We start from the raw sequence: 18,601 nt of genomic DNA, 5'->3' as shown, positions 1-18,601 counted from the left end.
ATGAACTGAAGCGAAGCACTTACCGAAACTTGGTTAACTCATTGAAACTCAAGGAGTTTTCCGTTTCGACTGCGCCGGAAGTGGGGCGAATTATAGACATCCAGAATTTGCCGTCAACCGTTATTTTTTCCTTTCTTTATCTTTCCGGCTGAACGGGTCCAAACCCGCCTGATATATAGACTGCGCCGCTTGAAATGCGCACTATATTGCTCAAACCCGTTTCTCTTGCCCTTTTATTGGATGACACCCCGTAATGACTCCAGCCAATCGCAACCTGGTTTCTTCTTTATTCCCGGTTGCCTTGCTAATAATCGCGATGGCCTCGATCCAGTCTGGCGCGGCTCTTGCCAAAAGCATGTTCCCGGTAGTGGGCGCGCAAGGAACCACGACCCTGCGCCTTATCTTCGCCAGCATCATCATGTTGTTATTGCTACGCCCTTGGCGCGCCAAGCTCACCGCTCAATCCCTGCGCACGGTGATGGTCTACGGGATGGCGCTCGGCGGCATGAACTTCCTCTTCTATATGTCTCTTCGTAGCGTTCCGCTGGGCATTGCCGTGGCACTGGAATTCACCGGCCCGCTGGCGGTTGCAATCTACGCCTCGCGTCGGGCGATCGATTTCCTTTGGATCGCCTTGGCAGTGATCGGATTGCTGCTATTGATACCTACCGGGGCAGCCGACACCGGCATCGACTTGGTAGGTGCCGGTTACGCCCTGGGCGCAGGCGTGTGTTGGGCGCTATACATTCTGTTTGGCCAGAAGGCCGGCGCGGACAATGGCGTTCAGACCGCAGCATTGGGAGTCATGATAGCGGCTCTGTTTGTCGCCCCTATTGGTATTGTGCACGCCGGTGCCGCGCTGCTGACGCCGAGTCTGATTCCGGTCGCCATCGGGGTCGCCATCCTGTCCACAGCCCTGCCTTATACCCTGGAGATGATTTCCCTGACCCGGATTCCAGCCCGCACGTTCGGGACGCTAATGAGCGTCGAGCCCGCGATCGGCGCCCTGTCGGGATTTATCTTCCTTCAGGAATACCTGTCGCTGGCGCAGTGGGCCGCCATCACCTGCATCGTCCTTGCATCAGTCGGCGCGACACTGACGATGGGCGATACCGCAAAGCCCGCCATCGCAGCAGATTGAGCAGTTTTTATATAGCTCTGGTATTTACCGCACATTTAGGCCATGTTTAGCCCCGTAACCTAATGCCAGGCATGGATTTTTTTATACAGGACGTCATGAACGCTTCAAGCGAAAGCGAACACAGCCGTACGTAGACACAAGATCCACGACGGCATAAGGACGGGAATGAAACGAATCTTGATCTTGATCGCCGTGCTGGCAGTTGCGGGCTGCGCGGCGACATCGAAAACCGAAATGAAACGCGGTAAAAAGGGCCTTCACATCAATTGCTCCGGTCTGACTTCATCCTGGGATCAATGCGCCGCCACGGCGGCCAATTCATGCGCCCCCAAGAACTACAAGGTGATCGCCAAATCCGGTGATGCCGTCGAGGAACCGGGTGACTATCCCTTCGGGCTCAACCCCGCCGGGTATACCAGCCGCAGCATGATCGTCATCTGCAAATAATCAGCGGATCAGTCAAAGGGTCGCTCGGCGATTCGACGACTGATTTCCTCACGGCTGGATTTGAGGACATCGCGCTGAATCTCAGGCGACGCCAACATGCGTGCGACCACCAATGCCCCGACACATTGTGACAGGACCGCCCATGCCAGGCTGTCACTTCCCATTATCCGCGCCCAGCCTTCATGCAACCGGCAGATCCAAGTCTGTGCCGCCTCCCGTACCTGAATATCCGAGCGCGCGATCTCTGCCCCCAACACGGGCAAGGCACACCCCACCTCCGGTTGCTCCACATGGCTCATGCTCAAGTACTGCTTGAGACAACGCTCCAGTTTCGTTGAGTCCATGATCCCATCGCCACTCAAGCGGTCCAGGCTGTGGGCCAGCTCTCGTTCGACAATCGCCCTGAAAAGCTCATCCTTGGATGAGAAATGGCTATAGAACGCGCCGCCGCTCAACCCGATCGCCTTCATCAGGCCATCAACGCCCACCGTTGCAAATCCGGACTTCTTAGCGGAGATAGCGCTGCTGGCGAGCAGTTTTTCGCGAGTTTCCATCTTGTGGTTGGCTGAATAACGCATCGTCCTGCCTCTGAATGCACACCTTGACGTTGGCCGGATCTTAACATAACGTGCGTTTAGTTAACGATCGTTTATCAATGGGACGAACTATGAATAACAAGAAGGTCGTACTGGTTGTGGGTGCTGGCGATGCCACCGGCGGGGCAATAGCCAGGCGTTTCGCCCGGGAGGGTTTCGTTGCCTGCGTCACGCGTCGAAGTGCCGACAAGCTTGAGCCGTTAGTTAACAGCATTCGGGACGAGGGAGGTGATGCTCACGGTTTCGCCTGCGATGCGCGCAACGAAGATGAAGTCATCGGGCTGATCGAGCAAATTGAAGTACAGATCGGGCCGATCGAAGCTTTCATATTCAACATTGGCGCCAATGTGCCCTGCAGCATTCTGGAAGAGACGGCGCGCAAGTATTTCAAGATCTGGGAGATGGCTTGCTTCTCCGGCTTTCTCAATGCTCGGGAAGTGGCCAAGCGCATGGTCAAGCGCCAGCGCGGGACAATCCTGTTTACCGGAGCCACGGCCGGATTGCGCGGAGCGTCAGGGTTCGCCGCGTTTGCCGGGGCCAAGCATGGCGTGCGAGCGTTGGCGCAAAGCATGGCGCGCGAACTGGGCCCGATGAACGTCCATGTCGCTCACGTAATAGTGGACGGCGCCATCGACACGGCCTTCATTCGCGACAACTTCCCGGAAAAATATGCCACCAAGGACGAAGACGGCATTCTCGATCCGGAACACATTGCTGAAAATTACTGGTACTTGCATACCCAGCCTCGCGATGCCTGGACGTTCGAGCTGGATCTGCGCCCCTGGAGCGAACGCTGGTAAGCCTCCCCCTCATAACAAAAAAGAGCAGCCCATGAGCAAATCCGTAGAGTTTTTCTTCGATCTCGGCAGCCCCACCACCTACTTGGCCTACACGCAGTTACCTGCGCTTTGCGCACAAGCGGACAGTGAGCTGATCTACCGCCCGATGTTGCTGGGGGGTGTCTTCAAGGCAACCGGCAACGCATCGCCTGTTACCGTACCGGCCAAAGGGCCTTATCTGTTCAAGGATCTGAATCGCTTTGCTACCCGTTATGGCGTTGAGTTCAAGCTCAACCCCTACTTCCCAATCAACACGTTGCTGTTGATGCGCGCCGTAACCGGGATGCAATTGCGCCACCCAGACCGATTCGAGACCTTTATCGATTGCCTGTTCCGCGCCCTTTGGATTGACGCCCGAAATCTCAACGATCCAGCGACAGTTGCGGCGGTTCTGGAAGACGGCGGTTTTGATCCTGGGTATGTACTGGCCTTGACCTCTGATCAACAGGTCAAGGACCAGCTCAAAAACTCCACCGAAGAAGCGATCCGCAGAGGCGTGTTTGGCGCGCCGAGCATGTTTGTAGGCAACGAGCTGTTCTTCGGCCAGGATCGGCTGGACTTCGTCCGTGAAGCCCTAGCCTGACCTTTTTGCATCAGATCGCCGCTGTCCGGGTGTTCAGCCATTGCAGCGCATCGCCTTGCAGCAATGGGCTTAACCGACGCTGAACCTCGGCGTGGTAGGCGTTGAACCAGTCCCTTTCATCCTGGGTCAGCAACGCTGGCTCAAGGCAACGGGTATCGATCGGGCACAGCGTCAGGGTTTCGAAGGACAGGAACTCACCGAACTCGCTACTGCCTGCCTCGCGGTTGAGGACCAGGTTCTCGATGCGCACACCCCAGCGACCCGGGCGATAAGTGCCCGGTTCGATGGACGTGATCATACCCGGCTGCATCGCGGTTTGCGGCGCGGCAGCGGCTTGATAGGCAATGACTTGTGGCCCCTCGTGCACGTTCAGGAAATAACCGACGCCATGGCCAGTGCCATGACCGTAATCCACCTGCTCGGCCCAGATTGGCGCGCGGGCGATGGCATCGAGCAAAGGCGATAGGATACCCCGGGGAAATTTGGCCCGCGATAACGCGATCACACCTTTGAGGACTCGGGTGCAATCACGCTTCTGCTCCGGCGTTGGCGTTCCGACCGGTACCATGCGTGTGATGTCCGTGGTACCGCCGAGATACTGGCCACCCGAATCGATCAACAACAGGCCATCGCCTTCGATAACGGCGTGCGCTTCTTCCGTGGCGTGGTAGTGGGGCATTGCGCCATTGGCATTGAAGGCAGCGATGGTATTGAAGCTCAGGGAGACGAAATCCGGCCGGCGTTTGCGTGCCGCGGTCAGATGTTCATCGATAGTCAGCTCGGTGATGCGCTCGCGGCCCCAGGCGCTTTCCAGCCAGGCGAAGAATTCGCAGAGCGCCGCACCGTCCTGTTCCATTGCCTGGCGGATATGCTCGGCATCCGCCGAGGTTTTGCGGGATTTGGCCAGGGTCGTGGGGTTGAGACCTTCGACCAGCTTGACGCCACTGTCCAGGTTATCCAGCAAGCCGACCGTGACCCGCGCCGGATCGATCTGCAGGCTCGCACCGCTTGGCACTTCACGCAGCGCGGCCGCGGCTTCGCTGTAATCGCGCAGCGTCACGCCATCCTGTTCAAGAGTGGCACGCAATGGCGCACCGACTTTGTCCAAGGCTACGAACAACGTCGCCTGTTGTTGGCCAATCAACGCGAAGGAGACAAACACCGGGTTGAACGACACATCCGCGCCACGCAAATTGAACAGCCAGGCAATGTCATCCAGGGTCGCAATGAAATGCCAATCGGCACCGCGTTCCTTGAGGGATTCGCGCAGTTTGGCAAGCTTCTCTACACGACTCACCGTGGCTTGGGGTGGCAGGTGGGCGTAGACGGGCTGATCCGGAAGGGCTGGACGATCGGTCCAGATCTTATGCAGCAGGTCGACGTCGGTACGCAACCGCGCGCCGCGCGATTCAAGCTTACTGCTCAGCGTGCGGGCCGACGCAACGGCCATGACTGCACCGTCGACCGCCACAACACCACCCTCGGGTGTTTGTTCACCCAGCCAGTCCAATGGGCCGGGCTGACCTGGCATGAGCTTGACCAACTCGATCCCACTGCCCTCCAGTTCCTTCGTGGCCTGTTCCCAGTATCGACTGTCGGCCCAGACCCCGGCGAATTCCCCCGTCACGATCAAGGTGCCGACCGATCCATGGAAGCCGGACAACCACTGACGCCCTTGCCAATAGCCTGGCAGATATTCGGACAGATGCGGATCGGCCGACGGGACCAGCAGCGCATGAACGCCCTCCTCGCTCATCAATTGGCGAATTCGGGCCAGGCGCTGGGGCACCTCTCCTGGGGTCAATGGCTCGGTACTCATTATTACTCCCTGCTAATCGATTTTATTGTTCGTTGCAAAAGGTCGGTCGGTTCAAGGGGTCGTCGCCCAAAACGCCGGCGCAGCAGCGCAGGCTTCCTTGATAACCCGCACCGCCTCATCAATATCCTGTTCGCTAGTGAAACGCCCCAGGCTCAAGCGGATAGTCCGCCCGGCCGCACGTGCATCATGCCCCAGGGCCAGCAGGACATGGGATGGGCTGTTCTGCGCTGAATTGCAGGCCGAAGTAGCCGAAAAAGCAATCGACGCACCCAATGTCGCCGAGTTGAATTCACCTTCGTTGAACGTCAGGCTCAACGTGTGGGGAATACGGCAGCTCGCACTGCCATTGATACATACACCGGGTAATGCCAATAGCGGCTCGAGCAAACGATTGCGCAACCGGGCGATCTGGGCAAGCTCCTGATCGAACGACTGCGCCGCCAGCTCGAACGCAGCGCCCATGGCTGCAATCTGATGGGTCGCCAGGGTGCCGGAGCGCAAACCACCTTCGTGGCCTCCGCCATGAATCTGTGCCGATACCCGAGGCCGCGCACGGTCGCCAACGTATAGCGCGCCGATACCCTTGGGTCCGTAGATCTTATGCGCGGAAAAGGACATCAGGTCCACCGGCCACCGGGCCAGGTCGATGCCCACCTTTCCCGCCCCTTGGGCGGCATCCATGTGGAACAGCGCGCCGTGCTCGCGAACGATCTCACCGATGGCAACGGCGTCGTTGACGGTCCCCAACTCATTGTTCACCAGCATCAGCGACACGAGGAACGTGTCTTCGCGCAGGGCCTCGCGAACCGCGCGCGCAGTGATCAGGCCATCGGCGTCTGGCGCCAGCCAAGTCACCTCGACGCCACTTTCCTCTAGTTGCCTGACCGTATCGAGAACCGCCTTGTGTTCGATCAGGCTGGTAATGACATGCCCACCGCCGGCACCGCGCGCCTGCGCCACGCCCTTCAAGGCCAGGTTATTGGATTCGGTGGCACCGGAGGTCCAGATGATTTGATCGGCTCGAGCGCCAACCAACCGGGCCACCTGCTGGCGTGCCTGCTCCACGGTTTGTCGTGCCTCCTGGCCGAACGCATGGGAGCTGGAGGCTGGGTTGCCAAAGTTACCGTCGAAGCCCAGGCATTGGATCATGACCTGGATAACCCGCTCATCCACCGGCGTGGTGGCGGCGTAATCGAAATACAAAGGACGCTTATTCATAAGGAAACTCGCAGAGCCGGTTCCAAGACCAGGGTGCCCTCGTTGGATTCGAGACAAGCATTACCTGATCAAGACCTTTAAAGAAGTCGGACTTCATTTATAAGTGCGTAGGAACGCTCCTGGAACAGCGAGCTTAGCAGGCATCGCGCCGAAGCTCAGCCCTCACTCATGCTTTCGAGCAACAACGGATACAGCGACGCGACCAACAGCAGCGCCATGCCCCAGTTGAACAGGCGCAACCATCGACGATCACGCAACAGGTTTCGCAGCAGGCTGCCACAAACGACCCAAAGGCTGACGCTTGGCAGATTGATCAAGGCAAACACCGCCGCGATCACCACCACATTGAAAAAGTAGCCTTGCAGCGGTGTATAGGTGCTGATTGCACCGATGGCCATGATCCAGGCCTTGGGGTTGACCCATTGGAACGCCGCCGCGCCCCAGTAACCGATCGGCTTGTTGTTGCCCGTTGAGCTGTCCGAGACCGGGCCGGAATGGGCGATTTTCCATGCCAGGTACATGAGATACGCCGCGCCTATGTAGCGCAACACGGTGTACAGCAATGGATAAGTCTGGAACACCGCGCCCAGGCCAAGGCCCACCGCCAGCACCAGGGAAAAAAAGCCGCAGGTGATGCCCAGCATGTGAGGGATCGTACGGCTGAAACCGAAATTGACACCCGAGGCCAGCAACATGGTGTTGTTGGGGCCTGGTGTGATCGAGGTCACCAGGGCAAACAGGGCGAAGCCCAGCAGCAGGTCAAGCGAGAGCGTCATGGCAGGTCAATCCGTTGGGGCAGTCAAATGATGACCCTACCCCACGTCCCGGCACGCGCCCATGGACAGTTAGGCAAAACTTCGAGCGGTACAGTCCTTCAGCTTGGTCGGCCAGGCAGTTGAACGGTCCGTTCGGCATTCATTTCGCCACGCTCGTCGAAACCGGTATTTTTCTGCGACGGTCCCAGCAATTCGGCTTTCTTCGCGTGATATTCCTCAAAAGAAAGGCCTCGGCGATTCAGTGCTTCGAGCGCCAGCTCACGAGTTTCCTCAGCTGTGTAAGGACGCAGCTCCGGAGACGACGAGGCGCAACCGCTCAATACGGTGACGGCCAACAGTAACAAGACAGCAAGGATACGGTTCATGGCGGGCGTCCAATGTTCTGTAGTGGGGCGATGAACAAAGGCTACCCGCCAGCATGGAACGGCAAAAATCAACGGTTTCGATAGTGGGTATCGCCCTCTCGTATCTCTCGTTGCGCTTGGCTGACCCAGGGGCAATGCAGAGCGCCGTCCAGGCTGCGCTCGATAATGCGCAGTACCTGAAATGAGCCGAACGTCACCGCTTTGGCCCGATGCTTGTGAACCAGCCACCAGAAATTCCGGCGCCGTGGAGCCGGAATCTGGATGAGCGCATCAATCAACTGATCGCTCTGCGCGACCGACTGACGGCTGCATCGGTTGTGTGTGATCGTCCGGGAGCTTGATGGCTCGCCACCCAAACACCAAACCACGCTTATCGCTAACGCGAAACATTTTCTTTCAACTTACTCTTCAGGATTTGAGTGTCTCGTTCGTCTTAATTAGATGCAGCAGGCCGCGTCGGCAAAAGCCACGGCCTGCTTTTCCAGGGTTCAGGCCGTTGCGAAGCCCGCGACACGGAACCTTCCATCGAATCAAGACGTTCAATCATGTCGAAGAAGTCCCGCTCCAAACTCTGGTTTCTCGTTCATAGCTGGTTGGCGTTGCCCATCTGGTTTTTTGTCCTGATCGTCTGCGTCACCGGCACTCTGGCGGTGGTCAGCCAAGAGATCGTCTGGCTGGTCAACCCAGAGATGCGCGCCAGCAAGCCCAGCGATGACGCCCCGTTGCTCAGCTATGACCAGGTCATGGCCGCCATCAAGCAAGCCCAGCCGCTGACACAAGTGCAAAGTATCGTGCGTCCGGATGAGTCGCATTTTGCCCTTGAAGCCAAAGTCACCTACCCCGACGGCCGCCCGGACACTGTCTACGTCAATCCCTACAGCGGCGTTATCCAGGGATCGGCCCCGGCGTTCAATTTCAGGGCTTTTACCCGCGCCCTGCATGGATGGTGGCTGGTGCCGTTCACCAACGGCTACAGCTGGGGCTGGTACCTGGTGTCTCTCCTCGGCCTGCCGATGCTGGCATCACTGGTTACCGGGCTTGTCGTCTACAAACGCTTCTGGAAAGGTTTCCTGCGCCCGACCTTGCGTATCCGCCACGGCGCGCGGATTTTCTGGGGCGATTTCCATCGGCTCAGCGGTATCTGGTCGATCTGGTTCATCGCGGTCATTTCCGTGACCGGCACCTGGTTCCTGATCGAAGCCACACTGGCCGACAACGGCATCTCCATCTCCAGCGCGCCGGTCGTCCCGGTCGTGGCTCGTGAAAGCGTTCCACTGTCAGCCGATGGTATTGCTCCACCACGATTGAACCTGGACCGAGCCATCGAGATCGCCCGGCAGCAAATCCCGGGGTTGGACGCGAGTTTTGTCAGCCTACCCGGCAATGCCTACAGCCACGTCGAAATCGGCGGGCGCGGCTGGTATCCATTGATGTTCCAGACCGCGACCATCAATCCCTACAGCGGCGAGGTGGACGCCACGCGATTGTTGGCGGACCGCACGCCCCTGGAATTCGTCACCGAATCCATGCGGCCATTGCACACCGGGGACTTCGGCGGCCTCTGGATCAAGCTCATCTGGTTTTTCTTCGGTCTGATCCTGAGCATGATGGTCCTCAGCGGGTTGCTGATCTGGACCAAACGCACCGCCCTGGCCACTGCCAACGCCGTCAAGCGCAGCCAGAAACCTGCCCGGCCCGCCCGGATCGCCCCCCCATTGCAACCCTCCCTCCACCGTGACTCGCCGGAGGGCAGCCTATGAATCCGTCCACCACAACCCTGCCACCCTCTCGCCTGGGCCGGTTCTGGCATAAATGGCGTTTCCATCTCAATGTGCTATTGCTGCTGATTCCCCTGGGCTTCATGCCCAAGTATTTCTCGGAAGCTGCGTTGTTCCGTGGCGACGGCGGGCTCGGCGAGCGGGAAGTCGGCGAGATCCAGGTCGGGCCGTGGAGCTTGCGCCTGGCGGAATTTCGCAACGAAGCCCCTCGTACCCAGGGTCCCGCCGGCCCCATGAAGCACTTCAATGCCGCGCTGTGCCAACGCTGCATCAGCCAGGTGAAAGCCACCTATCTGCGCATTGGCAAGCCCCGCAGCCTGCGGGCCGCCGGGGTGATTTTCTTTGGCTCGCCCTATCGCATGGGCGCGTTGTTGCCAGTCCCGCCGAAGCCCCAGCCTGATGCCGAACTGTGGATAACCCTCGAGGGTTGGGACGGTTCGATGCACCAGGCCTCGATTCCACTGAACCAGGCCTCCCCGGCCACCGTTGCCTGGCTGAAAACCCAAGGAGCCCGACCATGACCCTCCGCGCCTTCCTCAACAGCATGGCATTGCTCCTTTGCGCAAGCTTGAGCACCAGCGCACTGGCCCATAACCCAATGTGCGAGTGCAAGGCCATCGACGCCGAGCAGATCCAATGCACCGGCGGTTTTTCCGACGGCAGCGGTGCACCCGGAGTGACGCTGGACGTGATTGGCTATGACGAAACCATCCTCGTACCCGGCAAGCTCGGCGCCGACTCAACGCTGACCTTCAAGAAACCGGACGCCGAGTTCTACGTACTCTTCGACGCCGGCCCCGGGCACGTCGTGGAAATCGACCAAGCCGACATCGAGGCCCCATGAGCACACCTACCCTCCACGTCGTTCGCCCCGCTGGCGCGGGCCACGAAACCCTTTATGTCTTGCTGCTGTGCCTGATCATCGTATTGGGAGCCGGGTCGGTGGTGGCCTGGCATGGCGAAACCCAGGACGTCACTCACGTGCAAAGCAACCAGTTGGATGCCCGTCGCGACCTCAGCGCCGCCGAGCAAGGCATCTATGCCGACCTGCGGGTGACGCTGGACGAGATCCGCATTCTGCGCGAAAGCGAGCTAGCCCTTCCCGGCCCGCAAGCGTTGGCGGACGAAGGTTTTGCCCCGTTCGCCCAAGATGCCAGTTCTGTCACCCGCGGCGGCCACGCCTGGCAACTGCTGGGTGAAAAAGCCTACTTTGGCGCGAGTGCTACCCCGTCAATCGCAGGCTCCTTTCTGATGCGCATCAGCGAAACATCCGACGCGCCCCCGGACATCTGGCTCAACCGCAGCAATCCTGCGACCGCCCCTGCCGTGTTGGACGACGCTGCTTTGTCCGCATCCGGCTGGCAACAGATCGTCGCGCAATTCGATGCCGGCGTGACCCGCCAGCACCGGCATTGACCCCTCGCCCTCATCCAAGAGAAGACCGCTTGCCCATGTCTATCGCCTCTCCACGCCGCCCGTTCCTGCGCCTGCTGTTGCTTGGCCTGCTGGCCTGCCTGCTCGCCCCGATGGCCAGCGCCGAAACGTCCAAGCGCCTGCGCATCGGCATCACCTTGCACCCTTACTACAGTTACGTGGCGAACATCGTCGGTGACAAGGCCGAAGTGGTGCCGTTGATCCCGGCCGGATTCAATCCCCACGCCTATGAACCCAGGGCCGAAGACATCAAGCGCATCAGCGGTCTGGATGTGATCGTGCTCAACGGCGTCGGCCATGACGATTTTGCCGACCGCATGATCGCCGCCAGCGAAACACCAGACGTGAAGGTCATCGAAGCCAACGAAAACGTGCCCTTGCTGGCCGCCACCGGCACTGCCGCCAGGGGCGCGGGCAAAGTCGTCAACCCGCATACGTTCCTGTCCATCAGCGCGTCGATTGCCCAGGTCAACAACATCGCCCGGGAGCTGGGCAAGCTCGACCCCGATAACGCCAAGACCTACACGCAAAACGCTCGCGCCTACGGCAAGCGCCTGCGGCAGATGCGTGCCGACGCCCTGGCCAAGCTGACCCAGGCGCCGAACGCCGAGTTGCGGGTCGCGACTGTACATGCCGCCTACGATTACCTGCTGCGCGAGTTCGGCCTGGAAGTGACCGCCGTGGTCGAGCCGGCCCACGGTATCGAGCCGAGCCCCAGCCAGTTGAAAAAGACCATCGATCAGTTGCGCGAACTGGATGTGAAAGTGATCTTTTCGGAGATGGATTTTCCCTCCACCTACGTCGACACCATCCAACGTGAATCAGGCGTAAAGCTGTACCCGCTTTCGCACATTTCCTACGGTGAATACAGCGCCGGGAAATACGAAAAGGAGATGACCGGCAACCTCGACACCGTGGTCCGGGCGATCCAGGAGTCCGGCGCATGACCGTACAGCGAACCCTTATCCAGCCAAAGGCCGGCCCGCTGGTCGAGTTCATCGACATCAGCCTCGAGCTGGGGCGCACCACGATTCTCGACAACGTGGGCTTGCAGATACAACCTGGCAGCGTCCATGCCCTGGTCGGCCCCAACGGCGGCGGCAAGAGTTCCCTGATCAAGACCCTGCTCGGACAAATGCCGCACAAGGGGCGCCTGAGCTCGCAGTGGCCAGGTGAGCCCGGCGTCATCGGCTATGTGCCCCAGGCCCTTGAGTTCGATCGTGGCCTGCCCATGACGGTGGACGATTTCATGGCCGCGATGTGTCAACGGCGCCCGGCCTTTCTCGGCTTGAGCAAGCATTACACCGGTGCCATCGGCCAGGCCCTGGAGCGGGTCGGCATGCAGGATAAGCGCAAGCGCCGGATGGGCGCGCTGTCCGGCGGTGAGCGCCAGCGGGTATTGCTCGCCCAGGGCTTGATCCCTTCACCGCAACTGCTGGTCCTGGACGAACCGATGTCAGCCCTCGACGAGGCCGGCATCCAGGTGTTCGAGCGGTTGCTGCAGGACTGGCGCCAGGCCGGGATCACCGTGCTGTGGATCGAGCATGACCTGGAGGCCGTCGGGCGGCTGGCCGACCGGGTCACGGGCCTCAATCGCCGGGTACTGTTCGACGGCCCGCCACGCCAGACCCTGACCCCGGAGCGACTGCTCACGCTGTTTTCCACCCATCCACGCACTAACGGGAGCGCGGCCTGATGAGTTACGAAGCCTTTCGCTTGATGGTCCAGGGCTGGGCCTCGTCCGGCTATCTGCCGGAAGCGCTGGCCTATGGGTTTGTGGTCAACGCATTGTTGGCCGGGTTGTTGATCGGCCCGGTGCTTGGCGGCCTCGGTACGCTGGTGGTGGTCAAGCGCTTCGCGTTTTTTTCCGAAGCCGTGGGCCATGCGGCTCTGACTGGCGTGGCGGTCGGCATCCTGCTCGGCGAACCCTACACCGGGCCGTACGGAAGCCTGTTCGGCTATTGCCTGCTGTTCGGCATCCTGCTCAATTACCTGCGCAACCGAACCGGCCTGTCACCGGACACCCTGATCGGCGTCTTCCTTTCGGTGTCCCTGGCCCTGGGTGCAAGCCTGCTGTTGATCCTGGCGGGCAAGATCAACGTACACATCTTGGAGAACGTGCTGTTCGGTTCCGTGCTGACGGTCAACGGCAACGACCTGCTGGTGCTGGCGGTGGTCGGTTCACTGGTGATGGCGCTGGCGTTGCCACTGTACAACCGCATCATGCTCGCCAGCTTCAATCCGCAACTGGCGGCGGTGCGCGGGGTGGCGGTCAAGGCCCTGGACTACCTGTTCGTGATCTTGGTGACATTGATTACCGTGGCGGCGGTGAAAGTCATTGGCGCCATTCTGGTGGGGGCGCTGCTGGTAATCCCGGCGGCTGCCGCGCGCCTGCTCAGCCAATCGTTGAAAGGCTTCTTCTGGTGTTCGGTACTGATCGCCACCGTCAGCACGTTGTGCGGGATTCTCGCGCCGATCGTCTTCGACCTGCCGATCCCGTCCGGTGCCGCGATCATTCTGGTGGCCGGCATCGCCTTCGCCCTGAGCGCCATCGCCCGTGGCGTCGTCCCCAGCCTCAAAGGGAATCTTGGATAAATGGTTTTTTCATTGCGACAACTGACCCTGGCCGTCGCGTTGTGCGGCGTGGCCGTCACTTCATCATTCGCCGCCGAAAAGGTCCGTCTGCTGGCGTCGTTGCCGGTCACCTACGGGTTGGGCGAGGCCTTGCTCAAGGGCACCGAGGTCAGCCTGGAGCGGGCCGCGCCCGCCAATCTGCCTGGCACCCGTCAGAATGCCTATTTCAGCGGCCGTGGCGCGCCGGCCCTGGGCAAACTGGCCAGTGATGCCGATGCCGTGATCGGCCTGCGCTCGTTATGGCCGGACGATCCGCTGTACCCCATGGCCCGACGCAGCAACATCCGCATCGTCGAAGTCGACGCGGCCCGCCCGGTGGACGGCGCCCTGCCCGGTATCGCCGTGCAACCGGGGATGGCTGACGGTTTGGCGAGCCAGCCATGGATGGCCAGCCCCAACCTGGGGCGGATGGCCGACGTGATCGCCGCCGACCTGGTGCGCCTGGCCCCAAACGACAAAGCGAAAATCGACGCCAACCTGGCGGCCCTCAAGCAACGCCTGCTCAAGCTCAGCGCCGACAGCGAAAAACGTCTCGCCAGTGCCGATAACCTGAGCGTAGTCAGCCTGAGCGAGCATTTTGGTTACTTGATCAGCGGGTTGAATCTGGATGGCATCAGTACTGACGCCCGGCCCGACGCCGAGTGGACGCCCGAGGCCTTGAAGCAATTGATCACAACGTTGAAAGACAATGACGTGGCGCTGGTGCTGCATCATCGCCAGCCGTCGGAAGCTGTGAAAGCGGCCATTACCGAGGGCGGCAGTCAGTTGCTGGTACTGAGCACCGATGGCGCCGACCCGGTGGCGGAGCTGGAAACTAATGTGGGGGTGGTCGTCACGGCACTGACGGGAGGCTAACCACAGCCACGGTGAAAGCGAGCCTGCTCGCGAGAAGCGGTGTGTCAACCAACATGGATGCTGGATGTGCCGGCCTCATCGCGAGCAGGCTCGCTCCCACAGGTCTTGGGTTATGTCTGAAGGAACCCGTTAAAAAACATCCCCGGGCACCCGCACGAACCCTTCCATCAATACCCGCGCGCTGCGGCTCATGATGGCTTTTTTCACAGTCCATTCGCCGTCGACCTGGCTGGCCTCGGCGCCGACACGCAAGGTGCCGGACGGGTGGCCGAAACGCACGGCGTTGCGCTCGATACCGCCGGCGGCCAGATTCACCAGGGTGCCGGAAATCGCGGCGGCGGTGCCGATGGCGACGGCGGCGGTGCCCATCATGGCGTGGTGCAGCTTGCCCATGGACAACGCCCGCACTAGCAAATCGACGTCGCCCGCCGCCACGGCTTTTCCGCTGGACGAAAGGTAATCCGCTGGCGGCGCGACAAACGCGACTTTGGGGGTGTGCTGGCGCTGAGCCGCTTCGTCCAGATGCTTGATCAACCCCATGCGCAAGGCACCGTGGGCGCGGATGGTTTCGAACATCGCCAGCGCCTTCGGATCGCCGTTGATGGCGCCCTGCAATTCAGTACCGGTGTACCCGATATCCCGGGCATTGATGAAAATCGTCGGGATGCCTGCGTTGATCAGCGTCGCCTTCAAGGTACCAACACCGGGCACTTCCAAGTCGTCCACCAAGTTCCCGGTTGGGAACATCGAGCCGCCACCGCCCTCCTCCTCGGCAGCCGGGTCCATGAACTCCAGCTGTACTTCAGCCGCCGGAAAGGTCACGCCGTCGAGTTCGAAGTCGCCGGTTTCCTGCACCGCGCCGTCGGTGATCGGCACATGGGCGATGATGGTCTTGCCGATGTTGGCCTGCCAGATCCGCACCACGGCCACACCGTTTTGCGGAATCCGGGCCGGCTCCACCAAGCCACTGCTGATGGCAAACGACCCCACCGCCGCCGACAGGTTGCCGCAGTTGCCGCTCCAGTCCACGAAAGGCTTGTCGATGGACACCTGGCCGAACAGATAGTCGACATCGTGGTCGGCCCGGGTGCTCTTGGACAGGATTACCGTCTTGCTGGTACTGGACGTCGCGCCGCCCATGCCATCGATCTGTTTTTCGTACGGGTCGGGGCTGCCGATCACCCGCAGCAACAGGGCATCCCGGACCGGGCCAGGGACTCGGGCGGCTTCGGGCAGGTCTAGCAGGCTGAAGAACACGCCTTTGCTGGTGCCGCCACGCATGTAAGTCGCGGGGATCTTGATTTGAGGCGAGTGAGCCATGTGCTCCAACTCCTTAAAAACGGGCGGCCGGAAAAACCGGCCACCCAGGCGATTTAAACGGCCACCGCCGACTCGAGGAAGTCCTGGGCGAAACGTTGCAACACGCCCCCGGCTTCGTAGATCGACACTTCCTCGGCGGTATCGAGGCGGCAGGTCACCGGCACTTCGACGCGCTCGCCGTTCTTGCGGGTGATGACCAACGTCAACGTCGCGCGCGGGGTGCGCTCGCCGATCACGTCGTATATTTCGCTGCCGTCGATGCCCAGGGTCTTGCGATCTGTACCGGGCTTGAACTCCAGCGGCAACACGCCCATGCCCACCAGATTGGTGCGATGGATGCGCTCGAAGCCTTCGGCAACGATCGCCTCGACACCGGCCAGACGCACCCCCTTGGCCGCCCAGTCCCGCGACGATCCCTGGCCGTAGTCGGCGCCAGCGACGATGATCAACGGCTGCTTGCGTTCCATGTAGGTCTCGATGGCTTCCCACATGCGCATGACCTTGCCTTCCGGCTCGACCCGGGCCAGGGAGCCCTGCTTGACCTTGCCGTTTTCAACGACCATTTCGTTGAACAGTTTCGGGTTGGCGAAGGTCGCGCGCTGCGCGGTCAGGTGGTCGCCGCGGTGGGTCGCGTAAGAGTTGAAGTCCTCTTCCGGCAGGCCCATTTTCGCCAGGTACTCACCGGCGGCGCTGTCCAACATGATGGCGTTGGATGGCGACAGGTGATCGGTGGTGATGTTGTCCGGCAGCACCGCCAGCGGGCGCATGCCCTGCAGCGGCCGCGCACCGGCCAATGCACCTTCCCAATAAGGCGGGCGACGGATGTAGGTGCTTTGCGGGCGCCAGTCGTACAGCGGCGTGACTTTCGGGCCGGTGTCTTCCTGGATGGCGAACATCGGGATGTAGACCTGGCGGAACTGCTCCGGCTTCACCGCCGCCTTGACCACGGCTTCGATTTCTTCGTCGCTTGGCCAGATGTCCTTGAGGCGGATTTCGCGACCGTCCACCACGCCCAGCACATCCTTCTCGATGTCGAAGCGAATGGTCCCGGCGATGGCATAAGCAACCACCAGCGGCGGCGAGGCCAAAAACGCCTGCTTGGCGTACGGGTGGATACGCCCGTCGAAGTTGCGGTTGCCCGACAGCACGGCGGTGGCGTACAGGTCGCGGTCGATGATTTCCTGTTGGATCACCGGGTCCAACGCGCCGGACATGCCGTTGCACGTGGTGCAGGCAAACGCCACCACGCCGAAGCCCAGCTTCTCGAGCTCGGGCGTAAGGCCGGCTTCATCCAGGTACAGCGCCACGGTTTTAGAGCCCGGTGCCAGGGATGACTTGACCCACGGCTTGCGGGCCAGGCCCAGGCGGTTGGCGTTGCGCGCCAGCAGGCCTGCGGCGATCACGTTGCGCGGGTTGCTGGTGTTGGTGCAACTGGTGATCGCGGCGATGATCACCGCGCCGTCGGGCATTTGCCCAGGCACGTCGTCCCACTGGCCGGAGATGCCTTTGGCGGCCAGATCCGACACCGCGACACGGGCGTGGGGGTTGCTCGGGCCGGCCATGTTGCGCACGACCGAAGAAAGATCGAACGCCAGGCCACGCTCGTATTGCGCGCCCTTGAGGCTGTCTGCCCACAGGCCAATGGTCTTGGCGTAGTGTTCGACCAGCTGCACTTGCTGGTCTTCGCGCCCAGTGAGCTTCAGGTAGTCGATCGTCTGCTGATCGATATGGAACATTGCCGCCGTGGCGCCGTATTCAGGGGCCATGTTGGAGATGGTCGCCCGGTCGCCCAAGGTCAGCGCGCTGGCGCCTTCGCCGTAAAACTCCAGCCATGCGCCCACGACTTTTTGTTTACGCAGGAATTCAGTCAGCGCCAGCACCATGTCGGTGGCGGTGATGCCCGGTTGCAGCTTGCCGGTCAGCTCGACGCCGACAATTTCCGGCAAGCGCATCCACGAGGCGCGGCCAAGCATGACGCTTTCCGCTTCCAAGCCACCAACGCCGATGGCAATCACGCCCAGTGCATCGACGTGGGGCGTGTGGCTGTCGGTGCCGACACACGTGTCCGGGAAGGCCACGCCGTCCCGCTGCTGGATCACCGGCGACATTTTCTCCAGGTTGATCTGGTGCATGATCCCGTTGCCCGGCGGAATCACATCGACGTTCTTGAAAGCTTTCTTGGTCCAGTTGATGAAGTGAAAACGGTCTTCGTTGCGGCGGTCTTCGATGGCGCGGTTCTTGGCGAAGGCCTGGGGATCGAAACCGGCGCTCTCGACCGCCAGGGAGTGGTCGACGATCAGTTGGGTCGGCACCACCGGGTTGACTTGCGCCGGGTCGCCGCCCTGCTGGGCAATGGCGTCGCGCAAACCGGCCAAGTCCACCAGGGCGGTCTGGCCGAGAATGTCATGGCACACCACCCGCGCCGGAAACCATGGGAAGTCCAGGTCGCGCTTGCGCTCGATCAGTTGCAGCAGCGATTCACGCAGCGTGGCCGGGTCGCAGCGGCGCACGAGGTTCTCCGCCAATACGCGAGAGGTGTACGGCAAGCCATCGTAGGCGCCGGGGCGGATGGCCTCCACGGCCGCGCGAACATCGAAATAATCCAGCGAAGTGCCAGGCAGCGGTTTGCGAAATTCTGTGTTCATCGTCAGGACTCGGGTCACGGTGGTTTCAGAAGGGTTGGCGCAGCTACTGAAGTGAACATGTTCCCTTGTGGGAGCGGGGGGGGGGGGGGGGGGGGGGGGGGGGGGGCCCCCAATTGTGGTGTGGCCCCCCCCACTCCCCCCCCGCACCCCC

19 protein-coding genes and 1 pseudogene are annotated in these 18,601 nt (G+C 61.1%); 13 read left to right on the top strand and 7 right to left on the bottom strand.

The genetic code is table 11. The annotated features are described in order from the left end of the window. The first annotated feature begins 253 nt into the window (after positions 1-253). Together rhtA and ACLK1G_RS21610 are read left to right on the top strand one after the other, a co-directional pair. Positions 254-1,141 carry a threonine/homoserine exporter RhtA gene (gene rhtA, locus ACLK1G_RS21615; RefSeq protein ID WP_420767268.1) on the top strand — a complete coding sequence of 296 codons (888 nt, stop codon included), beginning with the start codon at positions 254-256 and terminating at the stop codon, positions 1,139-1,141. Between the two features lie 165 nt (positions 1,142-1,306). Continuing rightward, entirely contained in the window at positions 1,307-1,588 is a 282-nt protein-coding gene (locus ACLK1G_RS21610; protein ID WP_420767267.1) for a hypothetical protein, read from the top strand. Between the two features lie 8 nt (positions 1,589-1,596). Here ACLK1G_RS21610 and ACLK1G_RS21605 read toward each other — a convergent pair whose 3' ends face one another. After that, positions 1,597-2,166, bottom strand: coding sequence for a TetR/AcrR family transcriptional regulator (locus ACLK1G_RS21605; RefSeq protein WP_420767266.1), 570 nt, complete (start codon positions 2,164-2,166; stop codon positions 1,597-1,599). Between the two features lie 89 nt (positions 2,167-2,255). Here ACLK1G_RS21605 and ACLK1G_RS21600 point away from each other — a divergent pair, with 89 nt between their 5' ends. Further along, a complete protein-coding gene (locus ACLK1G_RS21600; protein WP_420767265.1) occupies positions 2,256-2,984 on the top strand; it encodes an SDR family oxidoreductase in 729 nt (242 codons plus the stop codon). Between the two features lie 31 nt (positions 2,985-3,015). Next, the gene (locus ACLK1G_RS21595; protein ID WP_420767264.1) at positions 3,016-3,606 is read left to right on the top strand and encodes a 2-hydroxychromene-2-carboxylate isomerase; all 591 of its coding nucleotides are present in this window, start codon (positions 3,016-3,018) and stop codon (positions 3,604-3,606) included. A 10-nt stretch (positions 3,607-3,616) separates the two neighbouring features. Here the strand turns inward: ACLK1G_RS21595 and ACLK1G_RS21590 are convergent, their stop codons facing one another. From ACLK1G_RS21590 to ACLK1G_RS21575, 4 genes are all read right to left on the bottom strand, one after another. After that, positions 3,617-5,425, bottom strand: a complete 1,809-nt coding sequence (locus tag ACLK1G_RS21590) for an aminopeptidase P family protein (RefSeq protein ID WP_420767263.1) — start codon at positions 5,423-5,425, stop codon at positions 3,617-3,619. 51 nt (positions 5,426-5,476) lie between these two features. Beyond that, on the bottom strand, positions 5,477-6,643 hold the full coding sequence (locus ACLK1G_RS21585; protein WP_420767262.1) for a cysteine desulfurase family protein: 1,167 nt from the start codon (positions 6,641-6,643) through the stop codon (positions 5,477-5,479). Between the two features lie 155 nt (positions 6,644-6,798). Then, the gene (locus tag ACLK1G_RS21580) at positions 6,799-7,419 is read right to left on the bottom strand and encodes a LysE family translocator (RefSeq protein ID WP_420767261.1); all 621 of its coding nucleotides are present in this window, start codon (positions 7,417-7,419) and stop codon (positions 6,799-6,801) included. A 98-nt stretch (positions 7,420-7,517) separates the two neighbouring features. Beyond that, positions 7,518-7,784 carry a hypothetical protein gene (locus ACLK1G_RS21575; RefSeq protein WP_420767260.1) on the bottom strand — a complete coding sequence of 89 codons (267 nt, stop codon included), beginning with the start codon at positions 7,782-7,784 and terminating at the stop codon, positions 7,518-7,520. Between the two features lie 233 nt (positions 7,785-8,017). Here ACLK1G_RS21575 and ACLK1G_RS21570 point away from each other — a divergent pair. From ACLK1G_RS21570 to ACLK1G_RS21530, 9 genes and pseudogenes are all read left to right on the top strand, one after another. Further along, positions 8,018-8,103: pseudogene (locus ACLK1G_RS21570) on the top strand (redox-sensitive transcriptional activator SoxR); the annotation flags it as partial. Positions 8,104-8,329: 226 nt separating this feature from the next. Beyond that, positions 8,330-9,544, top strand: a complete 1,215-nt coding sequence (locus tag ACLK1G_RS21565) for a PepSY-associated TM helix domain-containing protein (protein WP_420767259.1) — start codon at positions 8,330-8,332, stop codon at positions 9,542-9,544. After that, positions 9,541-10,083, top strand: coding sequence for a thiamine pyrophosphate-binding protein (locus tag ACLK1G_RS21560; protein ID WP_420767258.1), 543 nt, complete (start codon positions 9,541-9,543; stop codon positions 10,081-10,083). Before ACLK1G_RS21565 ends, ACLK1G_RS21560 begins: the two co-directional genes overlap by 4 nt. Then, positions 10,080-10,406, top strand: a complete 327-nt coding sequence (locus ACLK1G_RS21555) for a hypothetical protein (protein WP_420767257.1) — start codon at positions 10,080-10,082, stop codon at positions 10,404-10,406. Before ACLK1G_RS21560 ends, ACLK1G_RS21555 begins: the two co-directional genes overlap by 4 nt. Beyond that, a complete protein-coding gene (locus ACLK1G_RS21550) occupies positions 10,403-10,978 on the top strand; it encodes a DUF6162 family protein (RefSeq protein ID WP_420767256.1) in 576 nt (191 codons plus the stop codon). Before ACLK1G_RS21555 ends, ACLK1G_RS21550 begins: the two co-directional genes overlap by 4 nt. Before the next feature lie 35 nt (positions 10,979-11,013). After that, positions 11,014-11,943 carry a metal ABC transporter substrate-binding protein gene (locus tag ACLK1G_RS21545; RefSeq protein ID WP_420767255.1) on the top strand — a complete coding sequence of 310 codons (930 nt, stop codon included), beginning with the start codon at positions 11,014-11,016 and terminating at the stop codon, positions 11,941-11,943. Next, the gene (locus tag ACLK1G_RS21540) at positions 11,940-12,692 is read left to right on the top strand and encodes a metal ABC transporter ATP-binding protein (protein WP_420767254.1); all 753 of its coding nucleotides are present in this window, start codon (positions 11,940-11,942) and stop codon (positions 12,690-12,692) included. The genes ACLK1G_RS21545 and ACLK1G_RS21540 overlap by 4 nt, the downstream gene beginning before the upstream one ends. Then, the gene (locus tag ACLK1G_RS21535) at positions 12,692-13,591 is read left to right on the top strand and encodes a metal ABC transporter permease (RefSeq protein WP_420767253.1); all 900 of its coding nucleotides are present in this window, start codon (positions 12,692-12,694) and stop codon (positions 13,589-13,591) included. The genes ACLK1G_RS21540 and ACLK1G_RS21535 overlap by 1 nt, the downstream gene beginning before the upstream one ends. Further along, positions 13,592-14,485 (top strand): metal ABC transporter substrate-binding protein, encoded by an 894-nt coding sequence (locus ACLK1G_RS21530; RefSeq protein WP_420767252.1) that lies wholly within the window; start codon positions 13,592-13,594, stop codon positions 14,483-14,485. A gap of 129 nt (positions 14,486-14,614) precedes the next feature. Here the strand turns inward: ACLK1G_RS21530 and prpF are convergent, their stop codons facing one another. Both prpF and acnD read right to left on the bottom strand, forming a co-directional pair. Then, a complete protein-coding gene (gene prpF / locus ACLK1G_RS21525; RefSeq protein WP_420767251.1) occupies positions 14,615-15,805 on the bottom strand; it encodes a 2-methylaconitate cis-trans isomerase PrpF in 1,191 nt (396 codons plus the stop codon). Between the two features lie 53 nt (positions 15,806-15,858). Then, on the bottom strand, positions 15,859-18,450 hold the full coding sequence (acnD, locus tag ACLK1G_RS21520; RefSeq protein WP_420767250.1) for a Fe/S-dependent 2-methylisocitrate dehydratase AcnD: 2,592 nt from the start codon (positions 18,448-18,450) through the stop codon (positions 15,859-15,861). Positions 18,451-18,601: the final 151 nt, after the last annotated feature.

Source organism: Pseudomonas algeriensis (assembly GCF_048847255.1).
Lineage (GTDB): Bacteria > Pseudomonadota > Gammaproteobacteria > Pseudomonadales > Pseudomonadaceae > Aquipseudomonas.
This window is presented reverse-complemented; position numbering and strand designations above follow the sequence as displayed.

What these genes read in the sequence shown, in the direction of transcription:
- ACLK1G_RS21595 (WP_420767264.1), top strand. Translation starts at nt 3,016, where the DNA reads ATGAGCAAATCCGTAGAGTTTTTCTTCGATCTCGGCAGCCCCACCACC.
- ACLK1G_RS21590 (WP_420767263.1), bottom strand. Translation starts at nt 5,425, where the DNA reads ATGAGTACCGAGCCATTGACCCCAGGAGAGGTGCCCCAGCGCCTGGCC.
- ACLK1G_RS21600 (WP_420767265.1), top strand. Translation starts at nt 2,256, where the DNA reads ATGAATAACAAGAAGGTCGTACTGGTTGTGGGTGCTGGCGATGCCACC.
- ACLK1G_RS21605 (WP_420767266.1), bottom strand. Translation starts at nt 2,166, where the DNA reads ATGCGTTATTCAGCCAACCACAAGATGGAAACTCGCGAAAAACTGCTC.
- ACLK1G_RS21530 (WP_420767252.1), top strand. Translation starts at nt 13,592, where the DNA reads ATGGTTTTTTCATTGCGACAACTGACCCTGGCCGTCGCGTTGTGCGGC.
- ACLK1G_RS21545 (WP_420767255.1), top strand. Translation starts at nt 11,014, where the DNA reads ATGTCTATCGCCTCTCCACGCCGCCCGTTCCTGCGCCTGCTGTTGCTT.
- acnD (WP_420767250.1), bottom strand. Translation starts at nt 18,450, where the DNA reads ATGAACACAGAATTTCGCAAACCGCTGCCTGGCACTTCGCTGGATTAT.
- ACLK1G_RS21550 (WP_420767256.1), top strand. Translation starts at nt 10,403, where the DNA reads ATGAGCACACCTACCCTCCACGTCGTTCGCCCCGCTGGCGCGGGCCAC.
- ACLK1G_RS21555 (WP_420767257.1), top strand. Translation starts at nt 10,080, where the DNA reads ATGACCCTCCGCGCCTTCCTCAACAGCATGGCATTGCTCCTTTGCGCA.
- ACLK1G_RS21585 (WP_420767262.1), bottom strand. Translation starts at nt 6,643, where the DNA reads ATGAATAAGCGTCCTTTGTATTTCGATTACGCCGCCACCACGCCGGTG.
- ACLK1G_RS21565 (WP_420767259.1), top strand. Translation starts at nt 8,330, where the DNA reads ATGTCGAAGAAGTCCCGCTCCAAACTCTGGTTTCTCGTTCATAGCTGG.
- ACLK1G_RS21580 (WP_420767261.1), bottom strand. Translation starts at nt 7,419, where the DNA reads ATGACGCTCTCGCTTGACCTGCTGCTGGGCTTCGCCCTGTTTGCCCTG.
- ACLK1G_RS21610 (WP_420767267.1), top strand. Translation starts at nt 1,307, where the DNA reads ATGAAACGAATCTTGATCTTGATCGCCGTGCTGGCAGTTGCGGGCTGC.
- ACLK1G_RS21575 (WP_420767260.1), bottom strand. Translation starts at nt 7,784, where the DNA reads ATGAACCGTATCCTTGCTGTCTTGTTACTGTTGGCCGTCACCGTATTG.
- ACLK1G_RS21535 (WP_420767253.1), top strand. Translation starts at nt 12,692, where the DNA reads ATGAGTTACGAAGCCTTTCGCTTGATGGTCCAGGGCTGGGCCTCGTCC.
- prpF (WP_420767251.1), bottom strand. Translation starts at nt 15,805, where the DNA reads ATGGCTCACTCGCCTCAAATCAAGATCCCCGCGACTTACATGCGTGGC.
- ACLK1G_RS21540 (WP_420767254.1), top strand. Translation starts at nt 11,940, where the DNA reads ATGACCGTACAGCGAACCCTTATCCAGCCAAAGGCCGGCCCGCTGGTC.
- rhtA (WP_420767268.1), top strand. Translation starts at nt 254, where the DNA reads ATGACTCCAGCCAATCGCAACCTGGTTTCTTCTTTATTCCCGGTTGCC.
- ACLK1G_RS21560 (WP_420767258.1), top strand. Translation starts at nt 9,541, where the DNA reads ATGAATCCGTCCACCACAACCCTGCCACCCTCTCGCCTGGGCCGGTTC.